This window comes from Parabacteroides sp. D25 (assembly GCF_000307475.1).
GTDB classification, from domain to species: Bacteria; Bacteroidota; Bacteroidia; order Bacteroidales; family Tannerellaceae; genus Parabacteroides; species Parabacteroides distasonis.
Genome location: NZ_JH976508.1, coordinates 131,376 through 144,382, shown reverse-complemented (window position 1 = coordinate 144,382; position 13,007 = coordinate 131,376). Strand labels below are relative to the sequence as shown.

The 13,007-nt window shown below is 44.9% G+C and carries 10 protein-coding genes and 1 tRNA gene; 3 read left to right on the top strand and 8 right to left on the bottom strand.

The annotated features are described in order from the left end of the window. Positions 1–21: 21 nt before the first annotated feature. The 3 genes from HMPREF0999_RS19275 to HMPREF0999_RS19265 all read right to left on the bottom strand — a co-directional run bounded on the left by HMPREF0999_RS19275 (position 22) and on the right by HMPREF0999_RS19265 (position 3,166). Positions 22–95: transfer RNA gene (locus HMPREF0999_RS19275), tRNA-Ile, on the bottom strand. 77 nt (positions 96–172) lie between these two features. Next, a protein-coding gene (prfB, locus tag HMPREF0999_RS19270) for a peptide chain release factor 2 (protein WP_121962165.1) occupies positions 173–1,298 on the bottom strand; the annotation gives its coding sequence in 2 pieces (ribosomal slippage) (positions 173–1,234 and positions 1,236–1,298; 1,125 coding nt in all). Positions 1,299–1,360: 62 nt separating this feature from the next. Continuing rightward, complete coding sequence (locus HMPREF0999_RS19265) at positions 1,361–3,166, bottom strand: AMP-dependent synthetase/ligase (RefSeq protein WP_009276683.1); 1,806 nt, start codon at positions 3,164–3,166, stop codon at positions 1,361–1,363. A 186-nt stretch (positions 3,167–3,352) separates the two neighbouring features. Here HMPREF0999_RS19265 and HMPREF0999_RS19260 point away from each other — a divergent pair, with 186 nt between their 5' ends. After that, positions 3,353–3,679, top strand: coding sequence for a PadR family transcriptional regulator (locus tag HMPREF0999_RS19260; RefSeq protein WP_005860828.1), 327 nt, complete (start codon positions 3,353–3,355; stop codon positions 3,677–3,679). A 12-nt stretch (positions 3,680–3,691) separates the two neighbouring features. Further along, complete coding sequence (locus HMPREF0999_RS19255) at positions 3,692–4,804, top strand: PspC domain-containing protein (protein ID WP_009276682.1); 1,113 nt, start codon at positions 3,692–3,694, stop codon at positions 4,802–4,804. A 241-nt stretch (positions 4,805–5,045) separates the two neighbouring features. On the opposite strand, the gene HMPREF0999_RS19250 is transcribed toward HMPREF0999_RS19255, so the two are convergent. The 3 genes from HMPREF0999_RS19250 to HMPREF0999_RS19240 all read right to left on the bottom strand — a co-directional run bounded on the left by HMPREF0999_RS19250 (position 5,046) and on the right by HMPREF0999_RS19240 (position 7,281). After that, positions 5,046–5,441 (bottom strand): HIT family protein, encoded by a 396-nt coding sequence (locus HMPREF0999_RS19250; RefSeq protein WP_005860824.1) that lies wholly within the window; start codon positions 5,439–5,441, stop codon positions 5,046–5,048. 14 nt (positions 5,442–5,455) lie between these two features. Continuing rightward, on the bottom strand, positions 5,456–5,926 hold the full coding sequence (greA, locus tag HMPREF0999_RS19245) for a transcription elongation factor GreA (protein ID WP_005860822.1): 471 nt from the start codon (positions 5,924–5,926) through the stop codon (positions 5,456–5,458). 197 nt (positions 5,927–6,123) lie between these two features. Beyond that, positions 6,124–7,281 (bottom strand): TlpA disulfide reductase family protein, encoded by a 1,158-nt coding sequence (locus tag HMPREF0999_RS19240; protein WP_009018682.1) that lies wholly within the window; start codon positions 7,279–7,281, stop codon positions 6,124–6,126. Between the two features lie 203 nt (positions 7,282–7,484). Between HMPREF0999_RS19240 and pnp the strand changes: the two genes are divergently transcribed. Further along, entirely contained in the window at positions 7,485–9,725 is a 2,241-nt protein-coding gene (gene pnp / locus HMPREF0999_RS19235; RefSeq protein WP_005860818.1) for a polyribonucleotide nucleotidyltransferase, read from the top strand. 928 nt (positions 9,726–10,653) lie between these two features. Here pnp and HMPREF0999_RS19225 read toward each other — a convergent pair. Both HMPREF0999_RS19225 and HMPREF0999_RS19220 read right to left on the bottom strand, forming a co-directional pair. Further along, positions 10,654–11,115: an outer membrane beta-barrel protein gene (locus HMPREF0999_RS19225; RefSeq protein WP_005860816.1), complete on the bottom strand. Its 462-nt coding sequence runs from the start codon at positions 11,113–11,115 to the stop codon at positions 10,654–10,656. A 101-nt stretch (positions 11,116–11,216) separates the two neighbouring features. Continuing rightward, positions 11,217–12,956 carry a tetratricopeptide repeat protein gene (locus HMPREF0999_RS19220; RefSeq protein ID WP_009276680.1) on the bottom strand — a complete coding sequence of 580 codons (1,740 nt, stop codon included), beginning with the start codon at positions 12,954–12,956 and terminating at the stop codon, positions 11,217–11,219. Between the last annotated feature and the right edge of the window lie 51 nt (positions 12,957–13,007).

The following is a 13,007-nucleotide window of genomic DNA, read 5'->3' as shown; positions in this document are numbered from 1 at the left end:
TTATTTAGCGATCATCCATCGTGGTCCCACTTGGGCTTGAACCAAGGACTCCCTGATTATGAGTCAGGTGCTCTAACCAACTGAGCTATAGGACCTGTTCAGAGCTAGGCTCTGAAATCGGGTGCAATATTACGATTTATTATCGAGATATGCAAATGTTAAAGGGAAAAACTTATTTTTCCGAGCTTTCTTCTCCGGCGAACTCCATCAAGTATGCTTTGATGAAATCGTCGATCTTTCCATCCATCACACCGTTCACGTCGGAAGTCTGGTAGTTCGTACGATGGTCTTTTACGCGACGGTCATCGAATACGTAACTACGGATCTGCGAACCCCACTCGATCTTCTTCTTTCCGGCCTCCACCTTGGCCTGCTCGGCCATACGATGCTGCAACTCCTTATCGTAAAGGATGGAACGCAATTGACGCATAGCGTTCTCACGGTTCTTGGGTTGGTCGCGAGTCTCGGTATTCTCGATCAAGATCTCTTCTTCCTCGCCTGTATACGGGTCCTTGAACTGATAACGCAAGCGAACTCCGGATTCCACCTTGTTCACGTTCTGTCCTCCGGCGCCGCCCGAACGGAACGTATCCCAAGAGATAGCCGCCGCCTCTACCTTTACCTCGATCGTATCATCCACCAACGGGGTGACGAATACGGAGGCGAAAGAGGTCATTCGTTTACCTTGGGCGTTGTAAGGAGATACACGTACCAAACGATGCACGCCATTCTCGCTCTTTAGATAGCCATAGGCATAATCGCCCTCAATATTGAAGGTCACGGTCTTGATACCGGCCTCATCCCCTTCCTGATAGTTGGCGATAGAGATCTTATAACCGTTATTCTCAGCCCAACGCTGATACATACGCATCAACATGGAAGCCCAATCTTGGCTCTCGGTACCACCGGCACCCGAGTTGATCTTGAGCACGCAGCTCATTTGATCGGCCTCGTCACGAAGCATATTGCGGAACTCCAAGTCTTCCAGTAAATGAAGGGCCTTCTTATAAGCCGCGTCCACCTCTTCCTCGGTGATAATCTCTTCCTTTACATATTCGTAAGCCAACTCTAGCTCCTCAGCCGCCGCATGTACCTCACCGTAAAGCTCGATCCATTTCTTTAGCTCCTTTACTTTCTTCATCTGGACTTCCGCGCGTTTGGCGTCTTCCCAGAAACCGGGGTCTTGCGTACGTAGCTCCTCCTCTTCTAACTGAATGGTCTTGCTATCGATGTCAAAGATACCCCCTCAGCGCCTTATCGCGCTCCAACACGTCATGTAGTTGGTCTGATGTGATCATATGTTCTTTTCTTTTTTAAATTTACCGCGAAGATAAGAAATAGTTGATAGCCGACAAACTCGTTATTCCTCGTACATCGCCTCTATCTCGGTAGCGTACTTCTGCAATACGACCGGACGGCGCAACTTTAGCGTATCCGTCAGCTCGCATCCCATCATGAAGGGTTCCGGCAACAAGGTAAAGCGCTTGATCTTCTCGTAAGAAGCCAAGTTCTTCTGGTGCTCCTCTACCCTAGCCTCGATGAAACGAATGATATCCTTGTTCTTCACCAACTCCTCCCGGCTCTCGAACGAGATGCCTTTTTCCCCGGCATACTTCTCCAACAATGGATAAGCCGGCACGATCAAGGCGCTCACGAACTTACGTTGATCGCCGATAACAGCGATTTGCTCGATATAATTATCACCGCTCATCACCATCTCGATCGCTTGCGGGGCGATATATTTTCCGTTTGAAGTCTTATACAAATCCTTGATTCGTTCCGTAAAGAATAACGTATTACCCTCCAAACGACCAGCGTCGCCGGTACGGAAGAAACCATCCTCGGTGAAAGCCTTCTTCGTCTCCTCCGGTTTATTATAATACCCGGACATCACGGTCTTGCCTTTCACCAAGATCTCGTTATTCCCCGGATCTATTTTCACTTGAACTCCCGGCATTACCTCACCAATAGAACCAAACTGGAATCCGATCTCCGGGTAGAAACAAACCGTAGCCGTCGTCTCGCTCAGTCCATAACCATAAGCGATCGGGATATTCACGGACTGCAAGAACTCATTAATCGTGTCCGATAACGGAGCGCCCGCCACCGGGAAAAACCGTCCACGCTCAATACCCAATACCTTCTTCAATAAGGTAAAAACCGTTTTATTGTAAAATTGGAACTTCAACTTCAGACTACACGGGGCCGGAATACCTTTATTCTTATACTCCAGATTATACCTTCGCCCAGTCTCGATCGCATCCAAGAAAATCTTCTTCATGGCCGGAGAGGCGGAGTTGATCTTCTCATGCACGCCCGCATACACCTTCTCCCAGAAACGAGGCACATTGCACATCAAGGTAGGATGAACCTCCGGCAATGTCTTCTGGATCATTTTCGGGTCTTGGTTGATAGCGATCGTAACCCCTTTATGGAGACAATAATAACACCAAGCCTTCTCGAAGATATGAGTCATTGGCAAGAAACTCATGGATAGATCCTTGTCGGTTACCAGAGGCAGACGTACATCATGTATCCGCATCGCCTCCAGATAGCAAGAATGAGGAAGCATTACGCCTTTCGACTCACCTGTCGTACCGGACGTATATATAATGGTAGCCAGATCCTCCGGAACGGCTTCCGTCATACGTATTTTCACCGTGCTCTCCGCATGCGCATTATCCCCCAAGCGCAAGAAATCATCAAAATAAATGGACGTCTTATCTTCCGGATTCATCTTGACCGCCGGATCAAAGACAACCAGACGCTCCAGATACTTAGAGTCCTTCTGTACCTTGAAAGCGTTATTATACTGCAATTGCTCACCCACGAACAACGTGCGGATCTTAGCGTCATTGATGATGTACTCGATTTGTCCCGGAGAATTCGTCGCATACATCGGGATGGAAACCACCCGGTTACCATACGCACCGAAGTCCGTATATAAACACTGAGGCATATTCTGGGAATAAACCCCGATATTCTCTTGTACCTTTATCCCGAACTCAGCCATCGCCTTGGCCGTAAGCATAACTTTATCGGAAAACTCCCTCCAAGAAATCTTCAACCATTTCCCCGTAGCGTTATCTCTATGTTTCAACGCTGTACGGTTCCCATATTTCTCTGCCTGACGGTGTATTAACTCGGCGAAATGATAATAAATCATAATTCCTTATTTTGAATTGATACCGCGAAAGTACGCTTTTCTCTTCTAAAAGACACGACATCAGTCCTTTTTTACACATAATTGCTCTTTTTGTGCAAGTATTCGGTTAAATAATAATAATTCATAGTAGCATGTATTGCATAGTACATATGTAATACATACATTTGTAGCATAAAATTAAAAGAGATGAATGCAGAGAACGTAAAATCACAAATGAGGAAAGGGACGCTGGAATATTGCATCCTCCTGCTTCTCAAAAAGGAACCCGCTTACACCTCTGATATCATTCAGAAGTTACAAGAAGCGAAGTTGATCGTTGTGGAAGGCACTTTATATCCTCTTTTAACCCGACTAAAAAATAGCGAGCTATTAAGTTATCAGTGGATAGAATCTACGCAAGGACCGCCACGCAAGTATTACCAACTGACCGAGAAAGGAGAACTATTCCTCGGCGAGCTGGAGGCTTCATGGCAGGAACTAAATGATACAATAAACCACATCAGAAACAATTAAAACGAAAGAGTGATGAAGAAGACACTTACTGTTAATCTGGGAGGCACAGTTTTCCACATTGACGAAGACGCATACCAATTATTAGACAAATATCTGTCTAACCTGCGCATCCACTTCCGCAAAGAAGAGGGTTCGGATGAGATCATGGATGATTTCGAGATGCGTATCTCGGAACTTCTTAACGAGCGTGTCCGCTTAGGCTACGAGGTCATCACGATCGAGCAGGTAGAGGAAGTGATCAAACGGATGGGTAAGCCGGAAGAGATTTTCGAGGAGGAAGAGAAAAGCACCGACCACGAGGATAATTACCGGACGCAACAACAGGAGACTCATGCCCAGACGACCAAGAAACGCTTGATGCGTGACCCGGACAACCGTATTCTGGGAGGTGTCGCCGGAGGTTTCGCCGCCTACATGGATTGGGACCCGACTGCCGTACGTATCGTGCTTTTCCTTCTGATGTTCTTCTATGGAATCACGGTTCCGCTTTACTTCTTGTTGTGGATCATAGTACCGATGGCACGCACGGCGACCGAGAAACTCGAGATGCGCGGGCAAAGCGTGACGGTGGAGAATATCGGAAAGACCGTGACAGATGGATTCGAGAAAGTCAGCAATAACGTGAACGACTTCATCAGCTCGGATAAGCCGAGGAACTTCTTCCAAAAGCTGGCGGATGTTTTCGTTCTGGTCATCGGGTTCATCTTGAAGTTTTTCATCATATTAGCCGGAATCTTCTTGTTGCCGCCGCTAGTACTAGTCGTATTCATTCTGGTAGTCGTAACATTCGCTTTGCTCATGGGTGGAGCCGGATTCATCTATAATCTCTCTCCGTTCGGAGCGGACTTGATAAACGGAGCACCGCTGTCAATGGCAATCATGGGATGCATAGGGACGATCTTATTCATCGGCATCCCCATATTCTCCCTGATATACGCGATTTGCTGCCAATTGTTCAAGGTACGTCCCTTACCGACGCAAGCAAGATGGATATTATTAGCCTTATGGCTTATCTCCCTTGTATTATGTGGCGTATATATCCATCAATCCGGTATGCTATATGACTGGCATGATTACTGGAACGGTGTACACGGTTGGAACAGGCATGCCGTTTGGCTCCCCTAATCCTATTCGAAGATGTAAGATGAAGATATCAATTTAGTAGTTTATAATGTTTATTGTGTGTTTAAAAAAAGAAGGCCGCTCTGTCACAGAGGGGCCTTTCTTCTAAGGTTAACAAATTTATGAGTAAAAACCACTAATGAATCATATTAATGATTTGCTGTCCCCTTTGCATGATATTGTCACGCATAAAACAGCGGGTACAAATATAACCAATTTTTTATAATTAAAAAATTATATTCAATTATTTGAATTCTTTTCTAATCTTAGCGGCGATCTCGGCCAATTCTTCTTGACTTACAGCCAATTTCTTCCCGCCGAAATACATATCGGACTCCTTCGTGATAGGAATCAAATGGATATGCGCATGGGGCACTTCCAAACCCATGACAGCCAATCCTACACGCTTACACTCGATAGCGGTCTCTTGAGCACGAGCTACCCGTTTAGCGAAAGCTACCATCCGTCCCAGCATCGGATCATCGATATCAAAGATATAATCGACCTCCTTCTTAGGAATTACCAAGGTATGCCCCAAGGCTACCGGATTGATATCGAGGAAAGCAAAAAACTCATCGTCTTCCGCAACCTTGTGGCTAGGGATCTCACCCGCCACGATTCTACTGAAAATAGTTGCCATACGTCTTTCTGTTTTTAAATTGAAATATCCATAATCTCAAACGTCATCAAGCCGGAAGGCACACGGATCTCAACGACATCCCCTACCTTCTTTCCCATCAAACCTTGGGCGATCGGCGTGCTTACGGAGATCTTTCCTTCTTTTAGGTTAGCCTCCGAATCCGATACCAACGTGTAGGTCATGACAGCGTTATTCTTCGTATTCTTAATTTTCACCTTGTTCAAAATCTGAACCTCATCAGTTTTCACACGACTCTCATCGATCAGACGGGCGTTTGAGATCAAACCTTTTAACTGCGCAAGCTTAGCCTCCATGATACCTTGAGCCTCTTTGGCGGCATCGTACTCAGCGTTCTCGGATAAGTCACCCTTATCCCTCGCCTCAGCGATCTGGGCTGATATTTCAGGGCGCTTCACGGTCTCCAAATAGTTGATTTCAGCTAAAATCTTATCGTAGCCGTCCTTTGTCATATAACTAACAGCCATACTAAATCCTCCTTATTCTTTATATTAATATTGATTGATTATCGCATAATAAAAAAGAATCCCGACCAAGTCATATGGCCGGAACTCCCCTTTTTTATCATTTCAAGACTCCGCAAAGTTAGGTTATCTTTCTAAGATGAACAAGTTTACGAAAGTGCTTTATAACATATAAATCTGATGATTAAATCATGAACAATTTACAACACGGACTTGATGTCAGCCTCAAGTTTCTTCACGTCATCCACCCGTTTAACCAAGTTTCCCTTGCGATCCAAGATAAAGATCGCCGGAAGCTGTTTCACGTTATACAACGCTGCGGTCTGAGAGTAAACCGACTGTGGATCACGCACGCAAGTCCAAGGTAAATTAGAAGCGGCGTTCTTCCAGAAGTGAAGATCACTATCCAAAGAGATCTGGTAAATCTCCAAGCCCTTATCGTGGTACCTCGTATATAAATCGCCAAATTCCATATTCAAGGCAGGAGACCATTCGGACATATAGGCCGTGAAGTTGATCAACACCACCTTACCTGTAGCGACAGAAGACAATTTCGTGTTTTCCCCATGTACATCCGGCAACTCGATATCCAAGAAACTAACCTCTTTCTTCTCCACCTTATCCAAGTCCATCGGGCGCTGGCTACGAATCACCTTTATCGATTGAAGAGCCAAGTTATACAGATGCTTAGCACGAGGGCTTTCCGGATAATAGTGATCGAAGCTGGTGGCTACGGCGCCATAAGCCTTCGAGTCGTTCTTGTCATACAAATCGAAGAACAGCAAGCCGTCAATTTGCTGGAACAAGGCAAAGTAAGCGGCAGCGGACATCGGGGCGGAATAAATATACTTACGAGCCACGTCCTTATAAGCCTCGGCGGCCTCGAGCACCTGGCGGGAATATACGGAATCCGCCAACAGACCGGACTCAGATTCTTTCCGTAAACGATGGATCGCTTGGTTCGCATCTAATTGAGCCAAAGTAATATTCTTGATCGCCTTGCAATTCTCTGAGCCCTCCACGCTATAAGAAGTAGCGAAAGTCCCGGCATCGGCCACGAACGAGATCGTCTCCGTAGAATCTACCGAGAAGTTGATCAATTGGTTATTCAGACGCAAGCGATAAAAATCCGGGAATGCCGGACGAGGCTTCGTAAAGCTGAATTTACCGGCCGCCGTCAGTTTTACGGAGTCCATCAACTCTACCGTCGACACACCTACATTCTCCAGATACATCATCTGGCCGTCTGCGCCGGACACTACACCTTCCACCGTAAAATCAGAATTCTTCTTACAAGCCGTGAACAAAAGCAACATAACACACAGCACAGCTAGTAAATTCGTAGATATTTGTTTCATTATTCCAGTTTGTCTATATTACTAATCCGGTGCAAATATACATTATTTTACAATTGTGGCACTATTATTCCGTATTTCTTCAAGGCTTTTTTCAAAAAAAGTGCTTTAAGACTGTTATTTCTTTTCATTTTCATGCAATTACAGGTAAACTTTCATTACATTTGCACCAATTTTTGACAGATAGAAAAATAAGAAAAAAGATTATGCTTAATCCAATTAACAAGACGATCGAGTTAGGTGATGGAAGAACCATTACCATCGAAACCGGGAAATTGGCCAAACAGGCGGACGGAGCGGTTACCGTTCGTATGAACAACACCGTGTTGCTCGCCACTGTTTGTGCCGCTAAAGACGCGAACCCGGGTGTTGACTTCATGCCGTTGCAAGTAGAATACAAAGAGAAATACTCCGCTTTTGGACGTTTCCCCGGAGGTTTTACAAAAAGAGAAGGAAAAGCTTCTGATTATGAAATCCTCACATCTCGTTTAGTAGACCGTGCGTTGCGTCCTCTTTTCCCAGACAACTACCACGCTGAGGTATATGTAAATATTATATTGTTCTCCGCTGATGGCGAAGATTTGCCGGACGCATTAGCAGGTTTGGCCGCTTCCGCCGCTTTGGCAGTTTCTGATATTCCTTTTAACGGACCGATCTCTGAGGTTCGCGTAGCTCGTACGGATGGAAAATACATCGTCAACCCAACTTCCGCAGAATTGGAGAAAGCTGATATCGACATCATGGTTGCCGCTACCATAGACAACATCATGATGGTTGAGGGTGAGATGAACGAGGTTCAGGAATCTGAGATGCTTGAGGCTATCAAGGTCGCTCACGAGGCTATCAAGGTACAATGCAAGGCTCAGCTGGAGTTATCCGAAGCTTGCGGCAAATTGGTAAAACGCGAATATTGCCACGAGGTAAACGATGACGAGTTGCGCAAGGACGTACACGACAAATGTTACGCCAAGGCTTACGCCGTAGCCACATCCGGTAGCGGCAAGCACGAACGCAGCGAGGCATTCGAGAAAATCGTAGAAGAATACAAGGCTCAATTCTCCGAGGAGGAGTTGACGGACGAGAAACTGGAAATGATCGGTCGCTACTATCACGATGTAGAGAAAGAGGCTATGCGCCGTGCCATCCTTGATGAGGGCAAGCGTTTGGATGGTCGTAAGACTACCGAGATCCGTCCGATCTGGATCGAGACAGATTGCCTGCCGGGTCCTCACGGTTCCGCTATCTTTACACGTGGAGAGACTCAGTCTTTATCTACGGTAACTTTAGGTACGAAGTCTGATGAGAAAATGATAGACGACGTATTGAACCATGGATACGAGCGTTTCCTTTTACATTATAACTTCCCCCCATTCTCCACAGGCGAGGCCAAAGCAACACGTGGCGTAGGCCGTCGTGAGATCGGACACGGCAACTTGGCTCACCGTGCGCTGAAACGTATGATCCCGGACAACTATCCGTATGTAGTACGTGTAATCTCCGATATCTTGGAGTCTAACGGTTCTTCTTCTATGGCTACGGTTTGCGCCGGTACCTTGGCGTTGAGAGACGCAGGTGTCCCGATGAAGAAACCGGTATCCGGTATCGCTATGGGATTGATCTCCGAGAACAAGGGTACGAACTACGCGATCTTGTCTGATATCTTAGGCGACGAGGATCACTTGGGTGATATGGACTTCAAGGTAACGGGTACGAAAGACGGTATCACGGCAACTCAGATGGATATCAAGGTAGACGGTTTGTCTTACGAGATCCTTGAGAATGCTTTGGCTCAAGCTAAAGAGGGTCGTATGCATATCTTGGGCAAGATCTTGGAGGCTCAACCGGAAGCTCGTGAGGATTTGAAACCTCATGCACCTCGTATCGAGACGATGATTATCGGTAAGGAATTCATCGGTGCGGTAATCGGCCCGGGCGGTAAGATCATCCAAGGTATCCAAGAGAAAACGGGAGCTACGGTATCTATCGATGAGGTAGACGGCGTAGGAAAGATCGAGATCTCCGGCACGAATAAGGCTACGATCGACGCGGCTGTCAAGGCGATCAAGGCTATCGTCGCTGTTCCTGAGATCGGAGAGGTTTATGAAGGAAAGATTTCCTCTATCATGCCTTATGGTGCATTCGTTGAGTTCATGCCGGGTAAGGATGGTTTGCTTCACATTTCCGAGATCGATTGGAAACGTCTGGAGACCGTTGAGCAAGCCGGCTTGAAGGAAGGCGATACGGTTTCTGTCAAGTTGGTTGATATCGATCCGAAAACAGGCAAGTTCAAACTTTCCCGCAAGGTATTGCTTCCGAAACCGGAAGGTTACGAGGAACGTCCGCCAAGACCAGAAAGAGGTGAGCGTGGACCTCGCCAAGATCGTGGAGACCGTGGTCCTCGTCAGGATCGTGGTGATCGCGGACCTCGCAGGGAGTACAGAGACTAAGATAAGGTCTTATACATTATATATTATCCCGGGTAGATTAAACACTATCCGGGATTTTTTTATCAAATCATCTACCACACCTACAACTATAGCTATAATCAATTGGTCATAAGTTATTTATCGGGTGGTGGTAGATAAATAGCATCTACCACTATTGGCTCGTATCTACAACCATTTACTACTTTTCAATCACAAAACACCACCGTCCCCTACTCGCCAACCGTATTATTAGTCCTATCTTTTTCAAGAAGCGACCGAAGACGGAGACATTGCTTAGCCGGCAAGCTATCTATTTGGTCATGCTTCATATATCATCTAAAAAACTGATTAATTGACATTTATAGTTTTTCTTGGTATAAAACAAAAGTTTTCCGCTATGGAAACATTTGTTTCCTCATGAGGAAACCTTAGTTTTGTGCTTACGAAACTTTAGTTTTCCCTAGGAGAAACTATTTGTTCGCCTAAGGGAAACGCTTTTCTCATGCCGGAAAAGTCAGTACTACTTACTTATCCATGGGATATATACTGCAAGTGGCATAGAAGATATACTGCGTTGGCAAGGTAAGTACTACTGATAATTTAGGATCATGTTGCCAAACATGCCTTTTGAGGGATAACGCTTCTCTTATGCCTTACGGTACGTTCGTTGAGTTTATATCGGGCAAGGATGATCTGCTTCACATTTCCGAGATCGGCTGGAAGCGTCTGGAGACCGTGGTCCTCATCAAGATCGTAATGATTGCGGGCCTCGCAGGGAGTACAGAAACTAAGATAAGGTCTTATACATTAATATATAATCCCGGGTAGATTAAACGCTATCCGGGATTTTATTTTATAGGACGTTACCATCTCCTAAGAAGTTCTTATATCTCGTTCTCCCAACGAATTTAGTCTTTATACTCCGTCGAACGATGTATCAAATGACCTATTAAAACTTATAGGCTACACCTGCCGCCAAAGCAAATTGCTGGAAATCCTTCGTAAGCTGGTATTTCCCTTCGGCACTTACATAAAAAGACGAGGAAATCGGATATTCCACACCAGCTCCAATATTTCCCCCAAATTCATTAGTCATGAAATGAGTATAAGTGACTCCCAGCAAAGGATAAACCTGCCATGTGTTTTTTATCGGAAATAAATAATGTACATCCGCACTAACCACATAAGAGGTACTACTGGCAAAATAGCAATCGAAAGAAGGCGACAAACGAATATGATCCGTTGCGTTCCAATTGAACTCAGCACCTAAGCGAAACGACTCAAAACTACTTGCTGTGCCGTAACCCACATTTATCCCGACACTTTTCTCTCCTTGTTGGGCAAAAACACTCAATATTTGTGTACACAAGCCCACGCAACTCAACAAAGTCAAAAGTAAAATTCTTTTCATCCCATTCATTTTTTGACTGCAAAAGTATCCGATAAGGTTGGATTCGGGGCTAAAACACTGTTCGCTTTTTGTTCGCTTTTTGTTCGCAGAGTTGTATAAGGCTAAAGACCAGCGATTAATTCATCCAGTTCATTCGGGGTTCCATCCTCTCCCTTTATTTTTTTATAAAGCCGTTTACGGGATGAGGATACGGAGGGTTTGGAGCGACCCAAGATTTTTGCCATATCAGTTACCTTGACTGATATCTTTATCAAGTAACAAATCCGGAGTTCTATCAATGACATTCCCGAATATAACTGATATAGACGATTCGTAAAATTATTGTATGTCTTATCTAACTCCTTCCGTAAAGCATTCCAATCTTCTTCCCTGATTATCTGATCTGCCTCATTCGTGGAATGGAATTTCATATAGATATCCGAATGCCTTAAATCCGACTCTAACAAATCACGCTCGGTACGCCGCAACTGTATTTGTTCATTGGTCACTTGCAAAAGTTCTTTTCGCACATGAAGCAATGAATTTGTATCTTCATGGTCTTTAGATAGTAAGGTTCCCAATTCATTCAATTTCGCGTTATTCGCTTCTACATATTGAAAACTTCTCTCATATTGTTCTTGCTTTTCCCGCTGAAGCGCCTCAAACTGCCTAGCCAACCGCTCTTTCTGCCGTTTCAGTCTATATATAAACAATAAGGTTATCGAAAGCCCCAATCCGAACAAGGATAATATCCGGTAAATACGAATCTGCATCCGGTCATTCTCGCCCTTTAGCCGTAAATTCTCAGTTTCCCGCTTTTGATAATTATATAAAGAGGTCATTTTACGGATTTCCTCCGAATCGGTTATCTTGCGGATGGAATCTTGCACTTGCTGGCCAAGACGGACATAGCGAATAGCCTCCCGATAATTCAACCGACGCTCATACAAAAGCGACAAGTACTCATAAATAGCGTCTCTAACATGTAAGTTAGGACTATCCAGGCACTTTCTTAAATAGTAATCGGCAGAATCCAATTTATTGAGTTCTAAATAAGTATTCCCCAAAACCGAATAAGTAGGATACATATTCCGGTCTACGGAATCTTTTAATGATTCAGACAAACATTCCAAAGCTTTATCATACATTACCAATTCCCGGTAAAGATCACCCAGCTCAGTCAATATACCGGAATATCGATGTCTATTTCCTGTTTCATTCGCTATAATTGCCGCTTTTTGAAAATAGAGAAGCGCACTGTCATTCTTATCGACCATATCATATACTCGGGCAATATCTCTCAGCACAAGAGAAAAACTAGTACTATCTCCTTTCAGTAATTTATACTCAGCCGCTTTCTCATACATACGGATCGCCTCTTCATATACATTCTGATAATCATAAAGCATCCCCATCTGCGAATAGACATTGGACAATAATCGGTACTTTCTCGTATCCCCCGCCACATCCAATGCCTTTTGGAAATACTTCAACGCTTCCGGGGCATCATTCAAATCCCGGTAGACACGGCCCATATAGTAATAAGACTCTAGTAATTTGTCTCGATCGCCATATGTCTCATAGAAAGCGGTGATTCGTTTGATCAAAGAATCAGAAGTATGCCGGACATACATCTTATCATTGACCTTCAAGTCGAGCAAGTCATAATACATACGCTGTTCCTCATCAAAGGACGAAAGGCTATCCCGCAATCGATCCAACAAAGGGCGGGCTTCCTCCGGATTTGTATCCGCAAGGGATTCGATCCGTGACAGGGTAGCGGGGTAAGGCTTCCCCCGATGATCGCAAGCATAAAAAGCCGAGATCAAGACCGACATCAAGAGGATGTATATACGAGGCATTGGAAATCTGTTTTATCACTTAAACGCAACAAAGGTAAAAAATTAAAGTGT

Excerpts from the sequence above, each read along its gene's own strand:
- HMPREF0999_RS19265 (WP_009276683.1), bottom strand. The coding sequence starts at position 3,166 with ATGATTTATTATCATTTCGCCGAGTTAATACACCGTCAGGCAGAGAAA.
- HMPREF0999_RS19260 (WP_005860828.1), top strand. The coding sequence starts at position 3,353 with ATGAATGCAGAGAACGTAAAATCACAAATGAGGAAAGGGACGCTGGAA.
- HMPREF0999_RS19255 (WP_009276682.1), top strand. The coding sequence starts at position 3,692 with ATGAAGAAGACACTTACTGTTAATCTGGGAGGCACAGTTTTCCACATT.
- HMPREF0999_RS19250 (WP_005860824.1), bottom strand. The coding sequence starts at position 5,441 with ATGGCAACTATTTTCAGTAGAATCGTGGCGGGTGAGATCCCTAGCCAC.
- greA (WP_005860822.1), bottom strand. The coding sequence starts at position 5,926 with ATGGCTGTTAGTTATATGACAAAGGACGGCTACGATAAGATTTTAGCT.
- HMPREF0999_RS19240 (WP_009018682.1), bottom strand. The coding sequence starts at position 7,281 with ATGAAACAAATATCTACGAATTTACTAGCTGTGCTGTGTGTTATGTTG.
- pnp (WP_005860818.1), top strand. The coding sequence starts at position 7,485 with ATGCTTAATCCAATTAACAAGACGATCGAGTTAGGTGATGGAAGAACC.
- HMPREF0999_RS19225 (WP_005860816.1), bottom strand. The coding sequence starts at position 11,115 with ATGAAAAGAATTTTACTTTTGACTTTGTTGAGTTGCGTGGGCTTGTGT.
- HMPREF0999_RS19220 (WP_009276680.1), bottom strand. The coding sequence starts at position 12,956 with ATGCCTCGTATATACATCCTCTTGATGTCGGTCTTGATCTCGGCTTTT.